At 55.0% G+C, this 26,501-nt stretch carries 19 protein-coding genes; 10 read left to right on the top strand and 9 right to left on the bottom strand.

Going from position 1 to position 26,501, the window contains the following annotated elements; genetic code table 11:
* Nucleotide 1: 1 nt before the first annotated feature.
* Entirely contained in the window at nt 2–529 is a 528-nt protein-coding gene (locus BBOMB_RS07735) for a nucleotidyl transferase AbiEii/AbiGii toxin family protein (protein ID WP_052377571.1), read from the top strand.
* Between the two features lie 27 nt (nt 530–556).
* Nucleotides 557–859 carry a hypothetical protein gene (locus BBOMB_RS06660; protein WP_044088028.1) on the top strand — a complete coding sequence of 101 codons (303 nt, stop codon included), beginning with the start codon at nt 557–559 and terminating at the stop codon, nt 857–859.
* 48 nt (nt 860–907) lie between these two features.
* Here the strand turns inward: BBOMB_RS06660 and BBOMB_RS06655 are convergent, their stop codons facing one another.
* Nucleotides 908–1,600, bottom strand: a complete 693-nt coding sequence (locus BBOMB_RS06655) for a tyrosine-type recombinase/integrase (RefSeq protein ID WP_238549940.1) — start codon at nt 1,598–1,600, stop codon at nt 908–910.
* A gap of 400 nt (nt 1,601–2,000) precedes the next feature.
* Nucleotides 2,001–2,222, bottom strand: coding sequence for a hypothetical protein (locus tag BBOMB_RS08120; protein WP_152570189.1), 222 nt, complete (start codon nt 2,220–2,222; stop codon nt 2,001–2,003).
* A 1,055-nt stretch (nt 2,223–3,277) separates the two neighbouring features.
* On the opposite strand from BBOMB_RS08120, the gene BBOMB_RS06645 reads away from it, so the two are divergent.
* From BBOMB_RS06645 to BBOMB_RS06635, 3 genes are all read left to right on the top strand, one after another.
* Nucleotides 3,278–5,557, top strand: a complete 2,280-nt coding sequence (locus tag BBOMB_RS06645; protein WP_044088031.1) for an alpha-galactosidase — start codon at nt 3,278–3,280, stop codon at nt 5,555–5,557.
* A gap of 39 nt (nt 5,558–5,596) precedes the next feature.
* Complete coding sequence (locus BBOMB_RS06640) at nt 5,597–6,814, top strand: MFS transporter (protein ID WP_044088032.1); 1,218 nt, start codon at nt 5,597–5,599, stop codon at nt 6,812–6,814.
* A gap of 149 nt (nt 6,815–6,963) precedes the next feature.
* Nucleotides 6,964–7,854, top strand: coding sequence for an AraC family transcriptional regulator (locus BBOMB_RS06635; protein ID WP_052377570.1), 891 nt, complete (start codon nt 6,964–6,966; stop codon nt 7,852–7,854).
* 817 nt (nt 7,855–8,671) lie between these two features.
* Here BBOMB_RS06635 and BBOMB_RS07730 read toward each other — a convergent pair.
* Complete coding sequence (locus BBOMB_RS07730; RefSeq protein WP_052377569.1) at nt 8,672–9,604, bottom strand: DUF4190 domain-containing protein; 933 nt, start codon at nt 9,602–9,604, stop codon at nt 8,672–8,674.
* Nucleotides 9,605–9,855: 251 nt separating this feature from the next.
* On the bottom strand, nt 9,856–11,130 hold the full coding sequence (locus tag BBOMB_RS06625) for a peptidoglycan bridge formation glycyltransferase FemA/FemB family protein (RefSeq protein ID WP_044088033.1): 1,275 nt from the start codon (nt 11,128–11,130) through the stop codon (nt 9,856–9,858).
* Between the two features lie 528 nt (nt 11,131–11,658).
* Between BBOMB_RS06625 and msrA the strand changes: the two genes are divergently transcribed.
* Entirely contained in the window at nt 11,659–12,678 is a 1,020-nt protein-coding gene (gene msrA / locus BBOMB_RS06620) for a peptide-methionine (S)-S-oxide reductase MsrA (protein WP_081867435.1), read from the top strand.
* 299 nt (nt 12,679–12,977) lie between these two features.
* Here the strand turns inward: msrA and BBOMB_RS06615 are convergent, their stop codons facing one another.
* Together BBOMB_RS06615 and BBOMB_RS06610 are read right to left on the bottom strand one after the other, a co-directional pair.
* Nucleotides 12,978–13,697: a type 1 glutamine amidotransferase gene (locus tag BBOMB_RS06615; protein WP_044088034.1), complete on the bottom strand. Its 720-nt coding sequence runs from the start codon at nt 13,695–13,697 to the stop codon at nt 12,978–12,980.
* Between the two features lie 271 nt (nt 13,698–13,968).
* Nucleotides 13,969–15,507, bottom strand: coding sequence for a DHA2 family efflux MFS transporter permease subunit (locus BBOMB_RS06610; RefSeq protein WP_081867434.1), 1,539 nt, complete (start codon nt 15,505–15,507; stop codon nt 13,969–13,971).
* Nucleotides 15,508–15,874: 367 nt separating this feature from the next.
* On the opposite strand from BBOMB_RS06610, the gene cysS reads away from it, so the two are divergent.
* The 3 genes from cysS (at nt 15,875) to BBOMB_RS06595 (ending at nt 20,892) form a co-directional block, all read left to right on the top strand.
* Nucleotides 15,875–17,584 (top strand): cysteine--tRNA ligase, encoded by a 1,710-nt coding sequence (gene cysS, locus BBOMB_RS06605; protein WP_044088046.1) that lies wholly within the window; start codon nt 15,875–15,877, stop codon nt 17,582–17,584.
* A gap of 81 nt (nt 17,585–17,665) precedes the next feature.
* Nucleotides 17,666–19,336, top strand: a complete 1,671-nt coding sequence (gene ffh / locus BBOMB_RS06600) for a signal recognition particle protein (RefSeq protein WP_044088035.1) — start codon at nt 17,666–17,668, stop codon at nt 19,334–19,336.
* A 302-nt stretch (nt 19,337–19,638) separates the two neighbouring features.
* A complete protein-coding gene (locus BBOMB_RS06595) occupies nt 19,639–20,892 on the top strand; it encodes an endonuclease/exonuclease/phosphatase family protein (RefSeq protein WP_238549939.1) in 1,254 nt (417 codons plus the stop codon).
* Between the two features lie 168 nt (nt 20,893–21,060).
* Here BBOMB_RS06595 and BBOMB_RS06590 read toward each other — a convergent pair whose 3' ends face one another.
* The 3 genes from BBOMB_RS06590 to BBOMB_RS06580 form a co-directional block, all read right to left on the bottom strand.
* Nucleotides 21,061–22,002, bottom strand: coding sequence for a 3-hydroxyacyl-CoA dehydrogenase family protein (locus BBOMB_RS06590; RefSeq protein WP_044093323.1), 942 nt, complete (start codon nt 22,000–22,002; stop codon nt 21,061–21,063).
* A 196-nt stretch (nt 22,003–22,198) separates the two neighbouring features.
* Nucleotides 22,199–24,781, bottom strand: coding sequence for a BspA family leucine-rich repeat surface protein (locus BBOMB_RS07725; RefSeq protein ID WP_052377568.1), 2,583 nt, complete (start codon nt 24,779–24,781; stop codon nt 22,199–22,201).
* A gap of 472 nt (nt 24,782–25,253) precedes the next feature.
* A complete protein-coding gene (locus tag BBOMB_RS06580) occupies nt 25,254–25,553 on the bottom strand; it encodes a hypothetical protein (RefSeq protein ID WP_044087618.1) in 300 nt (99 codons plus the stop codon).
* A gap of 480 nt (nt 25,554–26,033) precedes the next feature.
* Between BBOMB_RS06580 and rpsP the strand changes: the two genes are divergently transcribed.
* Nucleotides 26,034–26,501, top strand: coding sequence for a 30S ribosomal protein S16 (gene rpsP, locus BBOMB_RS06575; protein ID WP_044087619.1), 468 nt, complete (start codon nt 26,034–26,036; stop codon nt 26,499–26,501).

Below are 26,501 nucleotides of genomic sequence, written 5' to 3'. Positions count from 1 at the left end.
AATGGTGGATCTTCAATCAGTCACCATGCGCAACGGCATAGTGACGTACACTATCAGCAAGCTATGCGTCCTGAAGGCGACGGCATACCTTTCACGCGACAAGATTCGCGACCTGTATGACCTGACGTTCATCCGCGATCAGTACTTCGATCAGCTCTCGCCCGAAGCGAAGGACATCCTGATTAGTGCCTTTGAATACAAGAACCTGGAACAGTTCGATTACCTCGTGCGCACACAGCACGACCCGTTGATCGATACCAGCAGACTCCAGGACCGCTGCTTGGCAATGATGGACAAACTGGGATTGCTTTTACGACCAGCCTCAAGCAACGAAGACCGGGACAGATTTCATGCAGGGATTGACCGACAAGACGTTCGGCTTGGATCATCCGTCAGACCCATTGCCAAACCGGCAAATACGACGATCGCCTCAACGGTAAAAACCGATAAGTATGGAAGGAACAAGGTCATCTACCACGCGAAGTATCTGACCGACAAGTGGCAATCATACTGGCGGCAATACCGATAGAAACAAAACAAGGAAAAAGGAACAGCTATGAAGGATAACCCTGGAACCGATCACGGTTTCCCGCCGCTGGCCTCCGGATCGGGAGCCGGCCCCGTGGTCGATGCGCTTTTCGACGATCCCGTGAGCTTCGACCGGATGGTCGACATCACAATGGCGACTGGCAGACCACAAATGAACGATAAAAGCTGGGAACAGGTAGACCAGGAGTACAGCACACAGGGAGCCACACGACCTGGCAGGGTCTATACGCCCGACCGAGAGATCTCAATCACTGATCTTGATGATATCTTCGCAGGCCGCCCATTGGCGGATGAACATCAGAAGAAATAAAATGCCAGGAGTAACTCCCGGCATCACATTCAGTCTTTTAATTGTTTATTACGTGATGATCGTAATGGGCGACTTTTCGGTGATTTCTCTTAAATCGGCGGACGGCACCAAAATGGAGCTTTGCGTGGTGGCTGGCGAGTCGTGGCCGAGCAGCTCCTGGAACGCACGGGGGTTATTGCCGCTGACCTCATACGAGATACGGCCGAAACGGCGACGGAAGCTGTGTGTGGCCCAGCCGGTGGCCCTTTTGATCACGCGATATACGTGATCGACGCAGCAATGCCCCTTGTATTTGCCTGGGAAGAGCCAGCACCGTTCGCCTTTGCCAGGGAAGAGCCAGCCGCCGTTGGCCTTTGCCTGGATGTCACGCGCCAACAGCGCACTGATGGGCACGATACGGTCCTTGCCGCCCTTGCCGTGCACACACAAGGCGTAGCCATCCCCGTAGGCCACTATGTCGGAGGCGGCGACCTTGGAGATCTCCTCGCGCCGCAACCCGACCTGGGAGCAGAGCTGCACCATCAGCCGGGCCTCGGTATCCGCTGATACTAGTCCTTGCATGACCGCCTCTTCGGGTGCCGGCTGTTTGGCGATCGGTCGCGGACGGCGGATGCCAGGCACGGTTTCGACCGGATTGTTCTGCATCATGCCAGTTCGTACCAGGTACCTGTAAAACTGCATGAGTGCCGCCCTACGGCTGGCTTTGGCCTGGAGCGACCAGTCACCATCAGCAATCCACATACTGACATCCAAGCCGGTGACTTCCGCGGCCGCCTTGCCGATAAATCGAGCAAATGCGGATATCTAATACCACCGGGTCTCACAAGTATGATCCGAAAGCCCCGTGCCTTCATATCGACAACATACGTATCGAGTAATTCGATCCAGGATTCAGGTGGCTGACGGTGAGACCTATACATTATCTTTTGTCCTTTCGAAAAAGGGCCGCATGTGCGGCACTAAAAACAATAAAGACGAAATCTATCGGTCAGCAGCGTATTTGAAAAATAACAGCAGAGGCATTGAATTCATTGCTTCCACTAACCCTATATCAGCGCATCCGGGGTTCGAATCCCCGTGGAGGCACAGTTGAGGAACCCGCTTCGGCGGGTTTTTATGCATGCAATCACGCACTCAAGCATCAAGGCCGCGTGCATGACGGCGCCAAGGCCGCGTGGAACGTCAAGTTCAAGAACCACGCCACCAGCAGCGCCACGCCACCCGGCGACGTGCCACCCATCACACCGCCAGCAAGCGACACCGACCACAACACACCGCCGCAACCACTGGAGCCCACTCCAGGGACCACTTCCAAGATGGCGCATACGGGTACCGACATCTCCCTCGTGCTCTTGACATCCATGGCGGCTTTGAGTGTCGGGTTGATAATTAAAAAGCGTGCGCACCAAGCAATGTGATTTTCGCACGGATTAGGTTGTCAGAAAACAACCTGCGCCATTCCGTTCATTTACTGACGGCAAGTCGGTTGATGGCGGAATGGCAATTTTGTATATAACTTTCCTCGCCTTTATCGGAGCATATCCGAAACCAGAAACCTCTGGGTGTGTTGATAACTTTATTGGCTTCTTTGCCACCCATATTCACATAAAACACGATTTCAAATTGCGGAGAACACGAAAAAGCGTGATTCAACAGTCAAAGTGACGCACAGCCAGCTCTGGTCATATGCGGTACTTGAAAAACGGTTGGTAGGATTCATCTTCGCCATGATGGCTGCTGGAAGGACTATTGATAACCCTACACTACCATGCTAACTGACGAAACGGCGTTTACGGAAAGCCATGTACTGAAGTACCTAAACACGAAGTCAAGCCGAACTGCGAGTATCTTTGCTTGCAGCCACACATTCCGATACACACACTGTACTCGTCATCCCTCGATGCAAAAAGCCCCACGGCCTCTGTCACTGCACCACACAACTACACAGCTTTGCATCAGCGCGCACGTCACCTCTATCGACTATGACTGGCGTACACTTGGCACACGCATTGTACGCTGCATAAAACGCCAAAAGCCCGACGAGTTAATGCAAAAGCCTCCATTCCTATACCATATTATGCCGTTTCCGCGGCGTCATTCTTGCGTTGGGTCAAATTGATGATTTGTGGAATCTAATCACAAAAGAAAAAGGTTTTCATCATCGTGACATAATCACCATAATCTTGCGTAAAGGGTATTTTCCAGCCCATTGGAAGGATTTCACACCTCCGTTTCACGACACAAGGACTAATGGCGCACCGAGTCACACCAAGTTCTGAAGTGCCCACAACCAAGCCCCGTCTTCGCCTTGGTCTGCCAGTGAAAATCCCTATCATAAACATTGATTCGGGTCACTGACGGTGCCACGTCAACGACTCCGACAAGGCAACGGAGGAATTCCTCGAGGAAGAGAGCGATATGAATACACGAAAGTCACAGTGCACTGATAGCACCCCCCAGATCATCGCCCACGATGAGCAGAAACAGTTCCACCTCACCAATGGGCTTGTTAGCTACATCATCATGGCTGACAGCCAGGGCAAGCTTCTCAACCTGTATTTCGGCGCGGCGGTAGCCGACCGGGAGAGCTTCGCCCATCTGGTTGAACTTCAACACCGTCCTCCCGCCACTTGTCGCATCGAAGGAGACCTGACCTACTCCTTGGAGCATCTGCGGCAGGAGTACCCTGAGTACGGGACCGGAGACTACCGACAACCAGCCATCGTGGTTCTCCAAGAGAATGGCTCAAGGCTGACCGATCTGCAGTACAAGAGCTACAAGATCATCGAAGGCAAGCCCAATCTGACCGGACTTCCCGCCACAAGAGCTGAAAAAGAACAGGGCAAGACACTACGAATCATCCTCGAAGATTCACTGACCGGACTCGAAGTGGCTTTGAACTACACGATTTTCGCCGATTCTCCCGTCTTGGCCAGATCCGCCGAAATCATCAATGCGGGCAGTCAGCGCCTCGTAGTCGAGCGTGCCATGAGTCTGAGCCTCGACATGCCCGACAGTGACTATGACATGACGATCTTCACCGGTGCCTGGTCACGAGAGCGCAACCCCCATACTTACCGACTGCACGAGGGAATCCAGGAAATCACCTCTTTGCGCAACGCAAGTGGTCACTTCATGAATCCGACCTCCATCCTTTCGCGTCCCGGCACTAACGAGACGATGGGCGAAGCCTTGGGACTGGCCTTCGTATACTCCGGCAACTTCGACCTGCATGCCGAGGTCGATACCTACCAGGTAACACGCATCCAAGTCGGCATCAACGATGCCAACTTCGCTTGGAGATTAGCACCAGGCGATAGCTTCCAGACCCCCGAGGCGTTGATTTCATGGACGCAGGATGGCCTTCAGGCTTTGAGCCAAGGTTTCCATTCAATGGTCAGGGAACACTTGGTCAGAGAGCCTTGGAATCATCGCACCCGTCCTATCCTGATCAACAACTGGGAAGCCACGTACTTCAACTTCGATGAGGACCGCCTGGTTTCGATTGCTTCCAAAGCCAAAGAGGCTGGAATCGAGCTTTTCGTTCTGGATGACGGTTGGTTCGGGGAACGCAATGGCGATACCGCAGGCTTGGGCGACTGGGCCCCCAACAAGGACAGGCTTCCCCAAGGCATGACAGGTCTCGCCAAGAGAATCAACGACATGGGAATGAAGTTCGGTCTATGGTTCGAGCCAGAGGCCGTCAACAAAGACTCAGACCTCTACCGAACACACCCGGATTGGGCCATCCATACGCCCGACCGCCATATGAACCATGGACGCAACGAATTCCTGTTGGACTTCTCCAATCCCGATGTCGTGGATAACATTTATACCCAAATGCACCGCATCCTCTCCACCGCTAACATCTCCTACATCAAGTGGGACATGAACCGTCTCGTCTCCGAGGGATTTGACAATATCCGTGGGCCCGAGTCCCAAGGCGAATTCCACCATCGGTACATTCTGGGCGTCTACAGCCTTCTTCAGCGTCTCCTGGATGCTTTCCCAGACCTTCTGATCGAGGGTTGCGCTTCGGGTGGCGGCCGATTCGACATGGGCATGCTCTACTACACACCACAGATTTGGTGCTCGGACGACACTGATGCAGTGGAACGCATGAAAATCCAGTATGGCACCAGCTACTTCTATCCACCAAGCACCATGGGTGCCCATGTCTCCATTGTCCCCAACCATCAGACCGGCAGGGTCACGCCGATCACGACCAGGGGGAACGTGGCGATGTTCGGCACTTTCGGCTACGAGCTGGATCTGAACGCCTTGGATGCGCAAGACATGAAGGAAGTACACCAGCAAGTGGCCTTCTACAAGCAGCACCGTGATGTTATGGCATACGGTTCCTTCTATCGTCTCCGCGCCCCTTACGACAACCACCAGTGTGCTTGGATGGTGGTGTCACCAGACCGCCGTACGGCAATAGTCGGTGACTACACGTTGCTTTTGGAACCTAACGGGCCTTACACCAGATTGAAGCTGGAAGGCCTCGACCCAGACGCCGTCTACTCCATTTCCTGTACAGGAGCATCCAGCATCAACGGGATGAGCCTTAAAGGTGACGAACTGATGCGAATCGGCATGATCGATTCCGATGCCGCTTGCGGCGAAATTGGCGGGATCAACCCGCTGGGCAGCACCAAGGATTTCGATTCCCGTCTTTTCGTCCTCACCGCGCGGTGAGTCCGATTTCCACCATCAAGAAGAAGGAGAAAGAAGTTAATGGAAGTCAAAAGTGAAAGCGCACTGACCAAGTCGGCGGTCTTAGGCATATCCCTGATATTAACCAGCGCCCCAGCCATCAACGGTGCCTTGCCGGCTATGCGGCACGACCTGAACATTGGCACTTCGCAGAACGAACTACTCTCAACCATCCCCAGCCTGGCGGTCATCGTTTTCATCATCCTTTCGGGATTCGTGGAACGGTGGTTGGGAACCAAGAAAACCATCTTTATATCTATGATTCTGGCGGGATTAGGCGGGATTGGACCCATGTTCCTCAGTAGTTATCCGCTTATCTTCATCAGCCGTCTCCTATTGGGCTGCGGACTAGGGCTTTACAACTCACTGGCCGTCAACATAATCAGCCAGCTCTACCAAGGGGATACGAGGGCGACCCTGCTCGGTTTCCGCGGCTCTATGGAGAACATCGGCCAGTGTGTGTTGACGGTTTTGGCTGGACTCCTGCTTTCCTTGGGCTGGCATTGGAGTTATGCCATCTACCTGTTGGCATTCCCGCTGGCCATCTTCTTCTACATGGTCGTTCCGGAGCCAGCGAAGGATGACGAGACCTTGTCCGTAGAAGAAAAGACCAAGGCGGCCGACTCTGACGAAGGTAACGGCAATAAGATCGATCCACGCATGGACCACCTCCACCCCTTCGTCTGGGTGCTGGTTCTCTTTTCGGTTTTCATGGTCCTCGATTCGTTGTGTTCAACACTGCGCTTCCCCTCGATTTCTGTCGGTATCAAGGGCGAAGGGTACAACGCCAGCTTCTTCCTTTCGCTGATGCCCATCCTCGGCATTCTGGCCGGTCTTGTCTTCGGCTATCTGAATCGTAAGATCGGCATTGCCGTCCTCTACATCGGCATCGCGCTCTACGTGGTGGGCAACGTTCTGATGGCTATGTCCGCCCACAACTTCGCCTTCGCCTTGATCGGTATGATGATCATCGGCATCCCAGGCGCTTGGTGCTTCCCGTACATTTACACGACAATCGGGGAGATCATGACCCCAAGGATGGGTACCTTGGCCACCTCCTTGATTCTGATTGGGTGCAACATCGGAAACTTCATTTCTCCGCTCTATATGGGTCTGGTCGGCAAGCTCTTCGGCACGGATTCCCTGACGGCGCCCTTCATCGTCCTGGCGGTCGTCTTCGCCCTGATCCTCATCGGCCTGGGCATTTGGAACATCTGCCGCGTCATGAAGCGTCGGTGAAATAAGGTCGGAAGACAGTCCGGTATAAGCAGGTAGCACATCTGAACAGGCTGGACGTGAGATAGGTGGTCGTCTTGGCCGCACTGCCCGTAAGATCGAGTCAGGCGCGGCTGAGACGGCCGACCTGTATGGAAGGGAGCGGGAGCGATATGGAAAACTCGGTCTGGTTTATCCAGCAGCCTATTGAGAGCGCGCAAAACATCTCCTTCGCAGTCTGTGGAATTTCCAGAACCAAACCCGGGCATTCTTTTGGACCTGCTCTGCGCACCTCGCATATCGTCCATATCGTACTAGGTGGCACAGGAACCGTCCGAGTGGGTGAGGCCGAATATCATCTGCATCGCAATGACGGTTTCGTAGTCGGACCAGATATGGCCATCGAATATCACGCGGCGGAGAAGAATCCTTGGACCTACCTGTGGATGGGGTTCAATGGAACCACAGAGAACGACACCTTGTCCGAAATTGGTCTTGACCCAAGCAGGACGGTTTTCCATGTGGACGAGTTCAAGCCCTTTCTCTCACTGATCACTGAATGCTTTTCTTACACGGCAGGCACGGTCCGCGATTCACTTAAACTCAATTCACTGGCTTACGACTTCCTGCATCTGCTGACCGAGCATGTAATCACTAGTGGAGGGCTGAGAAAACCAGTATCATCCACCGATCAAGTCATACAGCGTGCGGTAACGTACATAGCACGCCATCTCAGGGAAGGTATCGGGCCATCCGATGTGGCCAAAGGCCTGCATGTGGATCGCAGCTATCTTTCAAGGCGTTTCCACAAGGTCATGGGAACGACCATGCGCGATTACATCGACGGCATCCGAATGGAAGAAGCCTGCGATCTGATTGCCATGACCAGCCTTTCAGTCAAGGAAACCGCCAGACGCTGCGGGTTCAAGAGCAATGAACAGTTCAACCGCAAATTCAAGGACTGGACGGGCGTGACGCCGATGGAGTACCGTAGGGTACGGGTAGACGCACATGATGACCTAAATATGGACATGGATATTCTCAAGACCCTCCTCAACCGGTAAGCCTCTCCAGGTGGGCGTCACGAAATAAGCGCATATGGGTGGACGATACCAATCGCCGTCGTACATCACAAGTCTTTGCATAGGTTCACAAATTCTCCGGCGCATATTTAACTTATCCTGATTGAGATGAGTCGATCGACGCTCTCCTTAAAATCATCTTTAGCCTTGGCGACGAATACTGGAGGCACTGAGGAATTCCGAAATTCTCCGGCGGTGACGTCTGTAGCTCATTCGAACCAGATTCAGACGGACGGTCCATGGCACAATAAGGCCATGCCCATATTGTCCATAGCGATTGTTCACGGATTCATGTTGGTTTGCAAAAGCGGATGCGCCTTTACCAACCAATGGCGAGCAAGCCATGGGTGTAGATTCAAAACTTGTGATCTTGGAAAAGAAACAATGCAACGTTTGAAGCCACACACGCAACGTTGAATGACCAAGTATCCGAATCGATGAGAGAAGAGGGGAAGCGATCGCCTCGAGCGACAACCCCGTCGCCTTACGACAATCATCACCATCACATCAACCATAAGAGCCCTTACAAAACAGTAAGGAAGACGCGAAATAGGATACATCCAATCCAGGAAAGCATCGACAGACGAGGAATCAAAGGGAGACTTCCCTCGCACCTACCCCTGCACCGAGGGTATAATTACAACTCAGCAACAAGTTCACCCATCACGATGGACCATACTTCAAGTCCATTATCTTAAAGCTTGACTTTCGTAAAACACTGAATCAAGAGGCCATAACAAAACAAGTGGCGCCAAGAAACCAATCTGGCGCCACTCGCATCACGTTTACCAAACCCACATCACGACTGGACCATGCCTTTATCGTCCACTGTTGCGTTATATGAGTACGTGGAACCTATGTGTACGACCACTTTGGCCACCGCATTGGGAAACCCTGCAGCGCGCAGCTGAATCACGTCCTGCTCTATGGCCGGAACCATGATGGAAACGGCCTTCCCCATCTGCTCGTCGATCTTCGCCTTGGTGGCATCATCGATTTGCCCATTGAAATCAGCCTGGGTGGTCATGTCAATCATCAGTGTGTCATTTCCCTGACCGGTCACCTTGCTGGTCAGCTGGCCGTCCGCATCATGAAAGTCCTTGAAATTCTCCGGATGCGCGTCCACCCACGCCTGAACGTCGGCATACCTGCCAGCACTTTGGCTATCGGCCTTACCGGAATCGGCGCCCTGGTCCTTACTACGTTCGGAGTGCGCATCATGGTGGCTTCGGGTCTGGGAGGACGAAGCCGCCGAACCCTCCAGCGCCTCACGGGTTCCTTGCAACACACCGGAAGTGAAAGCCACGGACAGGATGATGGACAAGACCAGGTTGATTCCCGAAATCACGAACGCGGCAATGTTCAGCCCCTGCCCCTTGTACCGGCCCTTCTCTTTGCTCAACTTGACCTGTGCCATGATGGCGATGATCAGGCCGATCAAACCAGAGAAGAACGACACGACAAAAGCCGCAATCGCCATGCCCAGATATTTCTTTTGGGGCTGCTGATATTGAGGTGCCATATTCGGCATGTTGCCAGGTTCCTGATTCTCATAGCCTCCTGCAGGATACGCCGGTGGCATTGTCGGAGGCACTCCCGTAGAGGACTGCTGACCACCTTCATTGCCTTTGGAAAAAATGGGCGCACCCGTATACTGTTGAGGATTGGCGTCAGCATTGCCCGTCCATCCTTGACCCGATCCATTGACGGCTTCGTCATTTTGTGTTTTCACTGGTTCTCCCCACACTTAATGTGTTTCCAATAAACGACAGGTTAAATTATACAGTACACATTCCGAATTAATTCCACGGAGAGTCTTGATGCACCGACATTGACGAACCCTGTCTTCCAAGGCCGCGCCCACTCTAACCCACCTTTGAACAAGCCATCGGAACGGCTCTGCAACAATCCTGAACCGATGGATAATAGTCAGCACCCGCGTTTTACTTCCGAATCACAGGTGCAGGGTATAAACCGAAAGCTCTACCGCACAATGGCCTTCAAGGCCTTGTATAGCTTGTATCTCAAAGGTCGGACGGGCTTGACGAAATTGCCGACCAACTGCTCCACCTCACCTTGGAACGCTTCCTTGAACTTCAACACCCCATCACTGCCGTCGAAGCATCCTGAGACACCGTAGAAATTAAATTTGGGAATTCCTTTTTCAACCGCGAGCCTCATCATGGAGTCCAAAATCAGATACGGCGAATCGAAAGTACGGTAGGTATCGTAAGTGCCGGATTCGAGGTAGACGATCTCCTGGGGCCTGATCAGGAACAACGCTGCCGACAATAAGATGACGTCGCCGTCGGCCTCCTTACGGAAACGGTCGGCCTCATCCACCATTCGCTCGGTCCGTTCTAGCTGGGAATTGACGGTCTTCAAAGAATTATTCAGCTTTCTTCTTCGATTCTTCTCATCATCGTCAATCGAAGCCAGCTTCTCACGCAGTTCCGTGGCTTCCTGACCCAATTTCCGGACCCGCTCCTGCAAATACGCCTTGTAATGCGGCAGATTCACCGTGGCCATGACGAACCGGGCGTCATCACCGTACGCCTCCATGCATTTCTGATAATAATCAAGGCTCTTGCCTTGGAAATGCAACCGCTCAGCCGTCTCCTGGGTAATCTTGGTGAACTCGGGCAACTCTTCAGGACTGGCCTGGTGCAACTCGACCCCGTATGACTGACTTTTGCGGATTCGCTGACGAGCCCTCAAATCGAACGATTTGCGCAACCCCTCGGTATCGGCTATCCCATCCAGGTATTTAACGTATTGCCATTCCGGTTCGCTATCACCGGACATGCGTTTGGAAAACGGCTGATGAACGAAACCGAGATCTTCAAGAACCCCGACAGCCTCGGGATGGTGCTCATGCGACGAAACCTTTTCCCCGTTCCTTGTCTGAATCGTCTCATTGACGACGTTAGGGGAAAGCACCAGATACAATCCCCCAAGCCGACGAACATACGAAATGATTTCCTTCGTCATCAATGCCACGAGGTCTTTGTCAGAAAAATCGACAAGATAACCATGGACCACACGGAATTGATATCCCATATGCACCTTGTCCCCGACCAGAAGCGCTGCTGCGACCACCTGCGCGTTGCCATCCTCCAACCCCACGGTTCGAACAATCCGTCCCGGCTGACGCTTAAGAACCCGAATCATCGGCGCCGACTGCCAGAAGGAACCTTCCGGACAACGGCTCGCGAATGCCTCGAATGTTGACTCGTCGAGTTCTTTAAAAGTGAGCATCGCACTTCCCTAGTAGTAAAACCCCACCTGGCGAAACCTTATCCCTCCATAGTCATAGTATGGAACACCGGCAGAGTTATCGTCATTATCGCGCCCTAGCATACTCAATATTATTGACATGGAAACCAAATAACAAGCTAAGACATCGACAATTGCGGCCGAAAGCTCATCCCTTTACGATGCCCGAAACCAGTGCCGGGATCAGAGGCATTCAAGACCGTTTCCGCGCGAAGTCAACCCACCTGGCAAACGCCTGCGCAACCATGGCGGGACTCAATATGGTACAGCCTCTCCGAAATATGGCATAACCCTACGTTGTCCGTTGACCATGTTCAATGCAGATCCACAGGGTATGGACTAGGATGGCATCCTAACCGAGATCTTTATTCCCCAAAGTGAAGAACGCTGGCTCTATAAGCCGCGATATGGCATACTCTGAGCACAGGGTTCATCACGCAGGACCAACACGCAGCCAAGACTGGATTCGACTGCGCCAACCGGCGTACTGACCAGACACAGGAGCGTATTATGACGGATCAATCGGAAACACAGCAAGGGACAGCCTATTTCGCCGGAGGGTGCTTCTGGGGAATCGAACGATACATGCAGGGCATCGACGGAGTGACCAACACCCGGGTCGGATACGCCCAATCACAACGAAGCAACCCGAGCTACGAAGAAGTATGTTCCGGTGTCACGGATGCCGCGGAAACAGTGGAAGTGACCTATGACCCGAACAGGGTAAGCCTGAACACATTGACACTGCTGTTCCTAGACGTCATCGACCCGTTCAGCTTGAACAGACAGGGCAATGACATGGGCAGGCAGTACCGCAGTGGCATGTTCTTCACCGATGAACGCCAGCGAATGACCTTCACGGAGGCGAGGCAGCGGCTGGCTTACCTCGAAAGCCGCGAACCCGTTGTATCGGTGGAGGAACTGAACAACTTCTTCCCGGCAGAGGAATATCACCAAGACTATCTCGGCAAGAATCCCGGTGGGTACTGCCATATTCCGGTATCGAAAATCATGAACGTCGCCCAACGGCGCAAGGACATCGACCGTGTCTTCGCACTCACACCAGAACAGTACCAAGTGACGCAGCACGCCGCCACCGAGCGACCCTTCACCAATGAATATGACCGGAACTTCAAACCAGGCATCTACGTGGACGTAGTCAGTGGCGAGCCGTTGTTCCTTTCAACCGATAAATTCGACTCGGGATGCGGGTGGCCGGCGTTCTCCAGGCCGATTGCGGGTTCATCGCTCACCGAGCACCGTGACACCACCCTGCCAGGACGCCCACGGATCGAAATCCGCACCGCAAACACACGGATCCACCTGGGTCACGTCTTCGATGACGGACCTGCCGATCGCGGAGGGCTACGCTACTGCATGAATTCGGCTTCCCTGCGTTTCATACCTTTGGAGCGTATGGCCGAGCTGGGTTACGAACGGTTCATTCCCGAACTCTCCGGAAAGACACTCCCCGAGACACAACCCGAAAGGCACCGGCAGGAGGCGGCATCCGGCCGAACTCAGGATTAAGCCGCATCGGAAAACATCGCCTGCGGAAACAAGGGAGTGCTGTTGAATGACCGTTGCCGCGGTTAAGCCGCATCGGAAAACAACACTGGCGGCAACCGCATAAGAATCTCATCTGGTCCCTGCCAATCGACGGGGACCAGGCACGCCGGAAACTGGCACCACACGTCCTTACGGCACGACTTACGGACCGGCATAATGTGACGACTCTCTGATTGGGTCTACTGAAACGAACGAATGGCACATGGGAAAGACCGATGCGGATGGGAACGAATGCCGTCACCTCCGTTCTTCAACCCTTCCTATTCCTCCGCTTGAGCATATGTTTTACACCGAGCCGCGAAGGATCCGAAAACCTGATCGGCCAACGCCTGCATTCCCGGAACATAGCGCTCATAGTCCTCACGAATCTTTTTGACCTGCGACTTCTTGAGGCCCTCCGTCATCCTGGGTTCGCTCAGCCATTCCTCGAGCAGGGCGGCTGTGACCTCCATGTGGAATTGCATTCCCAATGCCGTCTTGTACACGAACGCCTGATTTTCGGTATCAGATGAACTGGCAAGCAACTGTGCACCTTCCGGGAGGGTCACCTTGTCGCCATGCCAGTGCAGAACCTGCAACTGCTTGTCCCACATTGAGAAATACTCGTGCGACCCCACCTTGGTAATCGGCGCGAAGCCTATTTCCTGACGCTTGCCATGCTCTAATTCCCCTCCGAGCGCGGTTGCGATGATCTGATGACCCAAACACACGCCAAGCACCGGAATCTCGGCCCTTACGGCCTTACGCACCAGCTTTGCCTCGATCCTGAGACCCGGATAGGTGCCCACATCCAACGCCCCCATCGGGCCACCCATGATGACCAAACCACTGATATCCGCAATATCGGGGATCTCGGACTTGCCGTTTTCCAGGATGTTGATGGTCTGCGAGGCGAGTCCGCAATCATCGAAGCTATCCAGAATCCTCCCAGGCTTCTCCCACGGCACATGTTGCACAATCAGCGCTTTCGACAATGTCATATATCCATTATGCCACTCATGTTCGCCACGCCGACGCGTGAAACATAATCCCATGGATGCGGCGGATGAAATCCTCGAACAATATGCATCGAGTCGATTGGGATCACACACGTGACCAGGTATGCGAAGAAACCGCGCCCATGATACCGCTGACCGTGTCGACACCACGAATCAAGATTCGTTAATCAGGACCCCATCCCACAATCGGCCATGCCGAATTATGGCAGTGTACATTTGGAATCGCACAACGTTTTCGGATTCAGTCTCGACACTAGTTCGTCCGGAACACGGTCCTGATCAAGTCCAGATACTGAACGCCAAGCACTACGATAAGCACGATGAAGGCGAACGACGCGCCACGCACCGTACCAGACGAAAGTTCGGAGGCTCCTGCCTGACCTGCGGCAAGCAATGTGGCACTCAGCGACGTACCCACTGCCCCCGCGAACTGCTGTGCGGTATTGAAAAACGAATTACCCATCGTCCGGGCGCTACCATCGAGCCTTTGCAGGCCCGTGGTCATGATGTTACCTGAACTCAACCCCATACCGAGCATGTACAGCACGTACAACCAGCAAATCGCACCGTCGCTCAGGCGACCGTTCAGAACGAGCAACGACGCCATCGCCGCAAGCGATAACAGGGGACCGGCAAGTAAAGGCGGCTTAGGCCCGAAGACATCAAGGATACGGCCACTCAGCGGCGCAAAAACCGCTCCGAGCAAGGCACCTGGAAGCAGGCACAGTCCGGCGACGAGGGCCGAGGAATGATTGACCAGCTGGATGTAATTGGGAAGTACAAGGTCGAGCCCCAACATAGCACATTGGAACAGAAAGAATGCAATCATGTAGCCGCTCAAACACCGGTCGCGCAACAAACGGACATCCAGCATCGGCGCATCCACACGCAACTGGCGCATGACGAACAAGGCAAGCGCCACAAAGCCGACGACCAAGGCACCTGCGACCTTCAAACTCATGAACCTCGCAGAAGACATGGAACCGAAACCGATGATGAGGCCGGCAAAGGTTAAAATGATAAGGCCAATGCCGAGAACATCGAACGGAACGTCGCTTACCTCACCGAGTTGCTCAATGCCGTATACCCCCATCACCAATGAAACGAGAATGATGGGTACCAGCAGAACGAAGATGTACCGCCAGCCCACGGACGATACCACAACACCGCCGAATGTGGGGCCAATGGCCGGCGCTATTGCTGTGATGAGAGTGCCGCAGCCCATCATCATGCCTATTTTTTCTGGCGGGACCTCTTCAAGAATGATATTGAACATGAGAGGCAGAGCTATGCCCGCACCGAACCCTTGCAACGCTCTGCCGGCCAGCAACAGAGCGAAGTTCGAGGCCACAATATCTATGATGAGACCCGTGAGAAAACATAGGTTCGCAGTGACGAACAGCGATTTGGAGGTGAATCTAGCCTTGAGCGTCACACTCAGCGGAACCACCACGGAGACTACGAGAAGGTAGATTGTGGTCATCCACTGCACGGTGTCGGTGCTGATGTGAAATTCGTGCATCAAGGTCGGGAAGATGATGTTCGTTGCGGTTTCCACCACTACACCGCTCAATGAAAGCAGACCGGAGGCTACGAAGGCAAGAAATACTTTGCCTGGAATATGGTTTTGCGCGTCCGGAGAATCATCACCGGACCGTTTCGTCCGGCTCGAAGGATGGCCTGCACCTCTCGGTTTGATGGCGCTCCGGTCGACTGACGCCTGATGGGCGTCCTCGTCCGCAGTCTTGGTGGAACATTGTTCTTGAAGTTGATCCTGTGACAGGAACGACATGGAATTCCTTTATTCTTTGCATACGCAGCTTGTGGTGATGTCTCGCAGCCGCACGGGCTGATGCCACAAAGCGTATTGGTTGTCGATGATGATAGTGGGTATAGACATGACTGTTTCAGAGCCAAACTCCTATCGAAAATGCCATGCAGCCAATCCGCATCATAACGGAGACATCGAGAATCCGAGTCCAGCGCTGTCCTTGTCAGACAAATCGCATAGAATCAAGCTTATGGAAAATGCTGAAAAACCGCGGAATGACGACGATGTGCGTACTGGTCAGACGACCGGCATCCCCGAGCGGCAGGCAACCTTGGACAGGTACGCGGCCGGCGATCCGGACCGTGGAAGGAATGAAGCACATCCGGACATGCCGCCAGCATTCCGGAATGAGACAAACCCGGTACCCGTCGCCCCGCTTGCCAAAGACCTACGGGTGTACAACACCGCCACGCACAGCGTCGAAGTATTCAAGCCGATTCTCCCTGGTCGGGTGGGTATGTATGTATGCGGTGCCACGGTGCAGAGTTCGCCGCACATCGGCCACATACGCGCCGCCGTAGCGTTCGACATCATCCGCCGTTGGATGGAACGCCTCGGGTTCAAGGTCACCTTCATCCGCAACGTGACGGACATCGACGACAAGATCCTCGACAAAGCCCGGGCAGCGGGCCAGCAATGGTGGGAACGCGCCTATATTTACGAGCGCGAGTTTACCCACGCTTATGAGGCATTGGGTGTGCAGGCCCCTACGTACGAGCCTAGGGCCACCGGGCACATCGACGAAATGGTGGAACTGATTCAGCGTCTCATCGATGCCGGCCACGCTTACGTCGTCTACGACGAAGAAGGCAGGCCGACCGGCAACGTGTTCTTCGACGTGGCGAGTTGGCCGCATTATGGGGAGCTCACCGGGCAGAAGCAGAACGCCTCCACCTCCTCAGGCGCGGACGGCCGCATCGACGCGACCTGGGATGCCGACAGCACGGTCACCGATGTCATGGGGCCAAGCGTCGACAAAGCCGGCGACGACAAATACAACCCCATCGATCCCGCCGACTATTCCCCCGACAAGCGCGACCCCAGGGATTTCGCCCTGTGGAAGGCATCAAAGCCGACCGATCCCTCCACGGCCCGCTGGAAGACGCCGTTCGGAGAGGGCCGTCCCGGCTGGCACATCGAATGCTCTGCCATGAGCCATCGCTACCTTGGCGACATGTTCGACATTCACGGAGGCGGGCTTGATCTGCGTTTCCCCCATCATGAGAACGAAATGGCCCAGACCCGTGCGGCCGGCTGGCGCACTGCCAATGTATGGATGCACTCCGCCTGGGTGACGGCCAAAGGCGAGAAGATGAGCAAATCGCTCGGCAACGGGCTTTCCGTGCCGGCCGTACTTGCGCAGAACTCCCCCTGGGTGGTGCGCTATGCGCTTGGATCCGTGCATTACCGCTCCATGCTCGAATGGGGCGACCAGACTCTTGCCGAGGCCCAGGCGGCTTATGAACGCATCAGCAACTTCATCGCAAGAGCCGGGGAGGTGCTCGGAGGCCAGCCCACCCGCGAACAGGTGACCGATGTCGACGCCGCGGAACTGCCTGAGGACTTCGTGAACGCCATGAACGACGATTTCAATGTCTCCGGAGCCATAGCCGCGATTTTCACCATGATTCGCGAAGGCAACAAATCCCTCGGCGGATTCGCGCAGGCGCTGGCCACGAAACCAAACTCGCCCGAAGAGGCGGAACACGTCGATTCCCAGCGCAAACAGGCCACCGACAAGCTGGCGAAGAACCTGCTGATGGTCAGAGCCATGCTCGACGTTTTAGGACTCGACCCCTTGGCGCAACCTTGGATGGACTCGGAGACCGCAGGACGGAACGGTTCGGCTGGCAAGTCTTCCAATGCCGAAGCGGAACACAAGCTGCTGGACAAGATGATCGGCCATCAGCTCAAGGCACGTGAGGCCGCACGCAAAGCCCGGAATTTCGCCGTCGCTGATACCATCCGCAACAGCCTGACCGCTATGGGCATCACCATCGAGGACGGGCGGGACGGCTCCACATGGAGCCTGCAATAAGCAAGCCCCCCTTCCTCGAACCCTCGCACATAGGCGGAACCGTCCAATTTCTCCCATGCGGACGGTAGACTTATACATATTATGGCAGCATTCAGTTCTTTGACAGACAAGCTTTCAGATGCATTCAAGCATCTGCGCGGCAAAGGTAAGCTTTCCGAAGCGGACATCGACGGCACGATTCGCGAGATTCGTCGCGCCCTGCTTGATGCCGATGTGGCATTGGAGGTGGTGCGCTCGTTCACCGCACGCATCCGCGAGCGGGCGCTTGGCACCGAAGTCTCAGAGGCGCTCAACCCCGCCCAGCAAGTGGTGAAAATCGTCAATGAGGAGTTGACGAACATACTCGGCGCCGGTGTGGACCGCCCCCTCAATTTCGCAAAAAACCCTCCGACGATCATCATGCTGGCGGGCTTGCAGGGTGCAGGCAAGACCACCTTGGCGGGCAAACTCGGTTTTTGGCTCAAAGACGCTGGTCATACGCCATTGTTGGTCGCAGCGGATCTGCAACGCCCCAATGCGGTGACCCAGCTTGAAGTGGTCGGTGAGCGTGCGGGAGTGCCGGTCTATGCACCCGAACGCGGGGTGGGTGCGGACGGCGGCGAGGCGGTCTATGCTCCGGGCCAGACATCAGGAGACCCGGTCAAGGTGGCTCGCAACTCCATCGACTACGCCAGACAGAAGCTTTACGATACGGTGATCATCGATACCGCAGGCCGCTTGGGCGTCGACGAGAAACTGATGGCTCAGGCCCGTGACATCCGCGATGCCGTGAATCCCAATGAGATTCTCTTCGTCATTGACGCCATGATCGGTCAGGATGCGGTGAAGACGGCGGAAGCCTTTGACAAGGGCGTGGATTTCACCGGCGTGGTGCTCTCCAAGCTCGACGGCGACGCACGAGGAGGCGCCGCACTGTCCGTCGCATCCGTAACCGGCAAGCCGATTCTCTTTGCGTCGAATGGCGAAGGGCTGAAGGATTTCGAGGTGTTCCACCCCGACCGTATGGCCTCGCGTATCCTGGACATGGGCGATATCCTCACCCTGATCGAACAGGCTCAGAAGGAATTCGACGAGCAGCAGGCTATGGAATCCGCCAAGAAAATGGCCAAAGGCACTTATGGTCTTGACGATTTTATGGAACAGCTGCAACAAATTCGGAAGCTGGGGTCCATGAAGAGCTTGCTTGGCATGATACCTGGCATGGGAGCCTACCGCAAGCAAATCGAACAATTCGACGAGCGCGAGGTGGACCGCACGGAGGCCATCATCAATTCCATGACCCCAGAAGAACGGCGTAATCCCGACATCATCGATGGATCACGCCGGGCACGCATTGCCTACGGTTCAGGTAACACTGTTTCCGCAGTCAACGGTCTTCTGCAACGCTTTGAACAAGCGTCTAAAATGATGAAACGCATGACCAACAAGGTGGCCGGTGGAATCCCAGGATTCGGCGGCCCATTCATGGGCGGCAATGCCGGGAAAAGCGGCAGGAACGGGAAGAAGAACAAGAAAGGCAAGTCCAAGTCCGGCAACCCAATGAAACGTGAAGCTGAGGAAAAGGCCTTGCGTGAGAGGCTCTCCGGAAAAGGCGGCAACGGCGGAGCCAACTCCGGTTCAGCCTTCGCGAAAAAACCAAATCCCAACGCACTTCCGCCTGAATTCCAGCAAGCGATGGGCGCGATGGTGAATGGCGACGGCCCCGATCTTCCACCAAACCTAGGCGGAGGCCTGGCCGGCCTGCTCGGCTGATCGGTCGATTACCGGCCGACCGTCATCCCAATTGACGGCAACCAATATCCGGACGGCATCATAAGTCGAGCGTTGATTTGGGGAGACCGGTTCGGTCCGGGTCATCTAGCTTGCATCCGATTCGGTCCGGGTCATCTAGCTTGCATCCGATTCGGTCCGGGTCATCCAGCCTATATCCGTTTCGGGTCAAGCCGTCCAACCCGGACCGACCGACCCGAGCCGATTGTCATTCACTGACCAGCGATCGTCACTGCCTGAGCATGACACACGTACTGAACGATTTTCACGGATTGGAAGACGTATTGAACGTATTGACGGCGATTTCTGCGCTACTGGCGGTATGGTCCCTGCTGCGATTCCTGCCAGCGGGTTGGGATGGGTATGGACCGCTCCCCTACATCATCGCCTTGCTGCGGTTCCTTTGGATTCCAGCGACGGCATGTCTTGCCGGCGCCATCCTATTCCAAGACGCTCCCGCGATGTTCATCGCGGCGTTCGTACTCCTGTTGATTTTCACCGTCAATTCCCCTTGGTATCGTCGCCGCAACCCACGAAAGCCAATGGCCGACAACGGTTCGTCCGCACATAGGGAAAGTTTAAAGGGCGAAAGCTCAAGGAGCACAAACCAGAAGAGCGAAAAGGAACAACGCAAGGAAGCAAAGAGCGGAGGTTCATGCCCCGTCGGAACCGCGAATGGCCGTTTCGAACCTGCATCCGCCGGGACCGACGCAGCGAACGCATCTCGTAATCCCTCCCATGAGACGAACCACCCGCAGCGCCGGGAAACCGGCGATGCAGACATCATGGTGATGACCCTCAACTGCCAATACGGGCACGCCGACGCCTCATCCATCATAAGAGCCGTCCGTCAGCACGACGTCACCGTGCTGGCACTCCAAGAGCTCAGCGGAAAGCTGGTCAACGAACTTGAACTGCTCGGACTTTCCCGGATTCTTCCCTATCATCAGTTCGGGCTCATCAGAGATACCGACAATGGTGGATTCAATGGCCTCTGGTCAGCGCAACCGCCGCAGGACTCCTACCCCGATGCAACCGACATCAAAGCCGCTTCGGTTCCCTGCATGACGCTTGACGGCATGGACTTCTATAGCGCCCACACCAAATCTCCCATGCGAGGCTGCCGTCAATGGTCGCAAGGCATTACGGCGTTAGGACGATTGTGCCCGCAATCCCCCGCTGTCGTTCCCTTCACCGGTACGAACACGGACGCAAATCATGAAACAACACACGTCGAGCAGGTTGCCGCCACACATTCCACGGGCCAACGTATGAACACCGTCATCATCATGGGTGATCTCAACTCATGCCTCGACCATCCCAGCTTCCGTACCCTGCTCACCCATGCGTCGTTGATGGATGCAGGCAACGACGAGACACACGGTCGAGTAGCAAGTTTCCCGTCATGGCTGCGCTGGCCAAGGCTTGAACTCGACCATATACTCTTCTCCGGGGGCATCAACGCCCCAGACACATTCTCCCTGCCCATTGACGGCAGTGATCATCGGGCATTGCTGTCACGACTCCGCATGGAGTAATGGAACCAAATCAGCAGAGGCATTGCTTAGCAACCATCGATTACCAGCCGTTTCCGGCTAGACCGCAGACGCCCAATAAGCCCGACACGTGCCCCGCAACGCAACTGCGCAGGCAGACCCTTTCCCACCTCCAACGCCGTGATTCGTGGCATCCGGACCGACACCATATCAGTCGCGTTTGAGCGCTTCGAGTAACTCCCGATCGCGATCGGCGATGGTCCGCTTGGCCTGCTCGCCTTCCCAACCGTAGAACCCGGTACCGGTCTTGGCACCCAAATTCCCTTCAGCTACTTTGGCTTTCAAGGTCTCATCCTCACCGGACCGAGCAGACAAGTCGGCATAAAGATACTTCGAAAGGCTGTCAAACACATCAAGACCACCCAAATCGGCACTGGCAATGGGTCCAAGAATCGACCAGCGCCGGCCAAGACTGTACTTGACGATGTCATCGACCGCCTCAGGAGTGGCGATGCCCTTACTGACGATGTTCATGCATTCACGTATCACAGCCATCTGGATACGATTGCCCACGAATCCCAATGACTCGGTCTTCAACGGGGCCGCATGCTTACCCACATGGTTCATCAACTCAACCGTCGTATTTACCGTATCCTGGGATGTCTTGGCCCCAGGTACCACCTCGACCAACGGCATGAGTTGGGCGGGATTCCAGAAATGCGCCACCACGAACCGCTCAGGATGCTCCAGCACCGACGCAATCCGGGTGGGGCTCAGACCCGACGAATTCGTTGCCAAAATTGTCTCATCACCTACGATTCCCTCGACCTTCCGCCACACCTCATGCTTCACGTCCATGTCTTCGATAACGGATTCGATGACGAAATCAACATCCGAAAGCTCACCATAATCCGTAGTGGCATGCACCCTCCGCAAAACCGCCGACCGCTCTTCAGTTTTGAGTGAACCTGCGGAGATAAAGGTGTCAACATCCCGCTCAATGAGTTTGGTTCCACGTTCCAACGCCTCTTGGAACGTATCAACCAATGTCACGTCATACCCATTCATCGCAAATTGAAGAGCGGTGGCATGCCCCATCGTACCCGCGCCAAGATTTCCTATTTTCTTGATATTGTTCAGTTGCAAACCCATGTCAATCTCCTATATATCGAACCACGCTGTGATTTCTTATCTTAATGCTTCTCAGTAAAGAAAATGCTCAAGGTCGCCGAGATACCTACCGCTTGCACACCCTTCCTAAGCATGCCAGTCATGTTTCCCTAAATCGTAAAAGGGTCGCCTTCCAGATGAACCTGGAAAACGACCCACATCGCACTAGTAAAGCAGCCTACACGGTCAATGAACTGTCCGCACCCTTGCCTTTACGAGTCCAGCGCAACACACTCAAGCCACCACCGGCAGCCAGCAACACCAAGGAAAGCAACACCGCAACGCCCGCCACAGCACCGGTCTTGGACAAGACGGACGCCGGAGCCGGAGCTGCCGTACTCAAACCTGACGAGCCTGACTCACTCGATGAAGCGCCAGCAGCAACACCATTACCGGAACCACGATTAGCCGCGGGATCGGCCTTCACGACCAGCGTGACCGTGCGAGGCTGCTCACCCAACACTACATCCGCGATCCTGCCGTCCTGCTTGATCGTGACACCGGTGGAACCATCAGCATGATCGAACAGGTAGCCCGGAGCGACCGGCACGCTCACATGCGCACCAACCACACCGTCCTTAGGCGAACGCGAAGCCATCGCGGCCGCCACCTGCACCGGCAGGCTCTTACCATCCATGTCAACGTACTCGAACGACACCTTCCCAGCCAAACGAACCGGAGCCACAGGATCAACCCCGACCATGATCTCAAGCTCGCTATCGCCAGTACCCAGGACGACACCCAACGACTTGCCATCCGCGGCGACCTTCGCGTCCGTCGAACCCCGCAGGTCACGCACACCAGTGAACTTGTAACCAGCAGCCGGACCGATCTTGAAATAATCACCCGCACGGCAATCCGACTTCTTACCATCCACCTCGCACTTCACGGGCGAACGCGAAGCCATCGCACCAGCCACCTGCACCGGCAGGCTCTTACCATCCTGGCCCACGTACCTGAACGACACCCGCCCGGCCGGCTTGCGCGCCAACGTGACCGTCACCGTACGATCCGAAACACCATACACACCGGAAAGCACACCACCGGCACACGAATCAGAAGACACCGAGGACGAGACGCCCTTCAACCGCCACACCGAATTATCCGGAAGTGAAAGCGAGAACCGCCCATCAGACGCACCCGCCTTCGAAACAGGAAGCCCAAGACCAGACACCACATCAGAGGCAAGCGCCTTACCGTCCTCACCAACATACTTGAACGACACCAAAACCCCACGCTTATACGTCACGGGAGCAGTACGAACCTTCGCACCATCGGCAGGCCTGCGCAACAGACCCTGATCGGGATCCACGGTCGAACAGGAAGCCTGGTCGCCGTCCTTGACATAACAGGCGCCACCCTCAGCAGACGGATCCACCTGAACCCAACGACCAGAAAGAGACGAAACACCAGCATTATCACCGAAATAGGCATTGGGACCCAATTTCAACGACGCAAGAGCAGACGCATTATCGAACATGTATTCCATGTTCGTGACTTGGCTCGTATCCCAACCGCTCAAATCCAACGACGCAAGAGCAGACGCACCATCGAACATGTGCGACATATTCTGGACATTGCCTGTCTTCCAGTTACTCACATCCAACGATGCCAAACCAAGTGCGTAAGTGAACATGTACGACATGTCCGTGACATTGCGCGTATCCCAACCGCTCACATCCAACGACATAAGGCCAATCGCTGTAGAGAACATGCTCGCCATGTTTGTGACCTTGCTCGTATCCCACCGGCTTACATCCAACGAACTCACACCAGCTGTATTCATGAACATGCTCGCCATGTTTGTGACCTTACTCGTATCCCACCGGCTTACATCCAACGACGCCAAACCAGACACGTAAGTGAACATGTACGACATGTCCTCGACTTTGCCCGTCTTCCAGTTACTTACCTCCAACGACGTAAGAGACGTACCATCGAACATGTGCGACATGTTCGTGACTTGGCTCGTATCCCACCGGCTCACATCCAACGACGCAAGAGCATTCGCATCCTTGAACATATACGACATGTTCGTGACTTGGCTCGTATCCAACCCGCTCACATCCAGTGTCCTCAACATAAAATCAGCCTCGAACGCGTAGCTCAGATCCGTTGCGCCCTTGATATTCGCCAAGCCCGTCACCTTCGTCAGGCTCTGCATGCCACCCAAATGGACATAGTCACCCGCGACCAGCTGGATGGGATTGTCTATCGAAACCGAAACAACGTTATTCCTATCCAAATTCCCAAACTCCGCGTAGAAATCCAGAACCCAAGAACTCGTCTTCTTGCCTTGCAGGGCAGCTTTGCCGGTCACATGCACCGCGTACATGCCATTGCCGGCATCCGCCGCACACCAGCCGTCACCAGAATCCACAGCCGACTGACCGGCACACACGCCACCAGTCTGCGCCGAAACCACAGGCCCGGCCTGCGCACCAGGCGCCTCCTTCTTTACGTCACCGGAGACCGGGGCCTTCACCGGAACCGCAGCAGCCTTCTTCGCCGCCAGACCAGCTCCGGCAGTCGAGGCATCCTTGCCCGCCTCACCGTGATCGGGATCAACGGCACCAGCCATGGCATCCCTGGAAGCGCCCCGCGCCGCACCAACCGCAGTCGAAGCCCAGGCAGGGGCAACCTCACCAGCCGAAGCCGGCAACGAAGCGAACAAGCCACCAAGCATCGCCACCGTACCCAACATGCCCACCAGAGCGCGAGACCAACGAGCCAAACCCTTACCTTCTTCTCTTGTAACCATCACGCAACACCTCTTCTTCGACAACATCGTAACGCACCCCGCACGACCCAGATTCAGCCATACACGCGACCACACGTTTTTGCACCCAGGCCCGAAGGATATACATAAAGCATAATCTTTACACACCACAACAAAATATATCTTCCTTTCGACAAATCTGCATAAAAATAAAATAAATAAAATATAGGTCATCGACTATCATATGAGCGACATCAGAACGAAACGTGCACAATAAAACCCATTCCCCAGAGCAGAACTCGTCTCAAGGCGCCAAAGCGAGACAAAGCCACCATGCGGCAAGCTGAAGGAAGGCATCGGCGATAAAACCGCACGTTACAACCACGGACAACACCCGGTTACAAGCGAGGAGAAGCCCTCACCCCCAGAACCGGGTACAAATCGACATCAAAAAAGGCCGCCTCCGGGAATCCACACACGAAAACGGCCATCAGCCTAAATGATAGGTCATACATCAGTAGTTGACGGACACACCATGAACGGCTATACCGCTGACATAGACCGTGCCTGCCTCACCAAATATAAAGTCATCATCACCATCGGCACGACCATACCTGTCGCCACCATCATCACCATCACCGGCACGACGACGCAACAACAGATACACCGCCTCCATCGCAAACCCGCCGACCAAAGCACCCGACAGGAAATACGGCAGCCACGTCACATAACGCACACCACGCACCCCACCGATAACAGCCGACCGCTGATCGGCACACGGATCGGACACCTGACGCACCTGACCAGGCACCACACGGCCATTGTATCAATGGTTTTCCTTCCTCATAACATCCCTTCAACCGCATATGTAGAAAGGAGATAACGATTCGTTCTACATCCAGCTCACAGCATGAGTAATCCAAGGGTTCCGCTAAACGGAAATACACACTGCCATGCATACCATGACAATTTGGCAAACGTTTACCATTTGGCAGCCTGAATACCGGCACCAATTCTCCGCAGAATACAACACCGTAGTCAAACCGTGCACGCTTGACGGGTCGGCCGTCGGAAGGCGCACAATTCAGGATGAACACGTACCTCCATTTCGAAACACCCGCGTCTGAGCTCGAGGAAAAACAAGGCCATCATCCAGCCTTTGAGATATACTTCTTGAGTTATTCGTGACTGGGCAGACCCTCTCATACTGCTTTAGTCCGAGGAACGAGCAAGCGCGAGAGAGCATGCCCCACATGTCCACTCAACCCTGCATTGCATTATAAGGAGAGCCTTTATGGCAACCAAGATTCGTTTGAAGCGTCTCGGTAAGAAGTTCTATGCCTTCTACCGCGTGGTCATCACCGATTCGCGCAACAAGCGCGACGGCAAGTCGATCGAGGAAATCGGCGTATACGACCCGAACAAGCAGCCTTCACTGATTCAGATCGATTCGGATCGCGCTCAGTATTGGCTCGGCGTGGGCGCCCAGCCCAGCGACGCCGTGCTGAACCTGCTCAAGATCACCGGCGACTGGCAGAAGTTCAAAGGCATCGAAGGTGCCGAGGGCACCCTGAAGACCGCCGAGGAAGGTGCCGACGCCGCCACTCGCGTGGAGGAAGTCGAAGCCAAGGCTCAGAAGCTCAAGGCGGCCCAGTCCGAAGCAAAGGCCAAGGCCGCGGGAGCTGAGAAAGATGAGGCGGCCGAAGCCGCCGCCGACGTGACTGCCGCCACCGACACCGCTTCCGAAGAGAAAGCTGAGTAA

The organism is Bifidobacterium bombi DSM 19703 (genome assembly GCF_000737845.1).
GTDB classification, from domain to species: domain Bacteria; phylum Actinomycetota; class Actinomycetes; order Actinomycetales; family Bifidobacteriaceae; genus Bifidobacterium; species Bifidobacterium bombi.
The sequence above is the reverse complement of the archived record's forward strand: the minus strand, read 5'-3'. Positions and strand labels throughout refer to the sequence as shown.

Coding starts and splice junctions, on each gene's coding strand:
- BBOMB_RS07735 (WP_052377571.1), top strand. CDS start 2: ATGGTGGATCTTCAATCAGTCACCATGCGCAACGGCATAGTGACGTAC.
- BBOMB_RS06660 (WP_044088028.1), top strand. CDS start 557: ATGAAGGATAACCCTGGAACCGATCACGGTTTCCCGCCGCTGGCCTCC.
- BBOMB_RS06655 (WP_238549940.1), bottom strand. CDS start 1,600: ATGTGGATTGCTGATGGTGACTGGTCGCTCCAGGCCAAAGCCAGCCGT.
- BBOMB_RS08120 (WP_152570189.1), bottom strand. CDS start 2,222: ATGGATGTCAAGAGCACGAGGGAGATGTCGGTACCCGTATGCGCCATC.
- BBOMB_RS06645 (WP_044088031.1), top strand. CDS start 3,278: ATGAATACACGAAAGTCACAGTGCACTGATAGCACCCCCCAGATCATC.
- BBOMB_RS06640 (WP_044088032.1), top strand. CDS start 5,597: ATGGAAGTCAAAAGTGAAAGCGCACTGACCAAGTCGGCGGTCTTAGGC.
- BBOMB_RS06635 (WP_052377570.1), top strand. CDS start 6,964: ATGGAAAACTCGGTCTGGTTTATCCAGCAGCCTATTGAGAGCGCGCAA.
- BBOMB_RS06625 (WP_044088033.1), bottom strand. CDS start 11,130: ATGCTCACTTTTAAAGAACTCGACGAGTCAACATTCGAGGCATTCGCG.
- msrA (WP_081867435.1), top strand. CDS start 11,659: ATGACGGATCAATCGGAAACACAGCAAGGGACAGCCTATTTCGCCGGA.
- BBOMB_RS06615 (WP_044088034.1), bottom strand. CDS start 13,697: ATGACATTGTCGAAAGCGCTGATTGTGCAACATGTGCCGTGGGAGAAG.
- BBOMB_RS06610 (WP_081867434.1), bottom strand. CDS start 15,507: ATGTCGTTCCTGTCACAGGATCAACTTCAAGAACAATGTTCCACCAAG.
- cysS (WP_044088046.1), top strand. CDS start 15,875: ATGCCGCCAGCATTCCGGAATGAGACAAACCCGGTACCCGTCGCCCCG.
- ffh (WP_044088035.1), top strand. CDS start 17,666: ATGGCAGCATTCAGTTCTTTGACAGACAAGCTTTCAGATGCATTCAAG.
- BBOMB_RS06590 (WP_044093323.1), bottom strand. CDS start 22,002: ATGGGTTTGCAACTGAACAATATCAAGAAAATAGGAAATCTTGGCGCG.
- BBOMB_RS07725 (WP_052377568.1), bottom strand. CDS start 24,781: ATGGTTACAAGAGAAGAAGGTAAGGGTTTGGCTCGTTGGTCTCGCGCT.
- rpsP (WP_044087619.1), top strand. CDS start 26,034: ATGGCAACCAAGATTCGTTTGAAGCGTCTCGGTAAGAAGTTCTATGCC.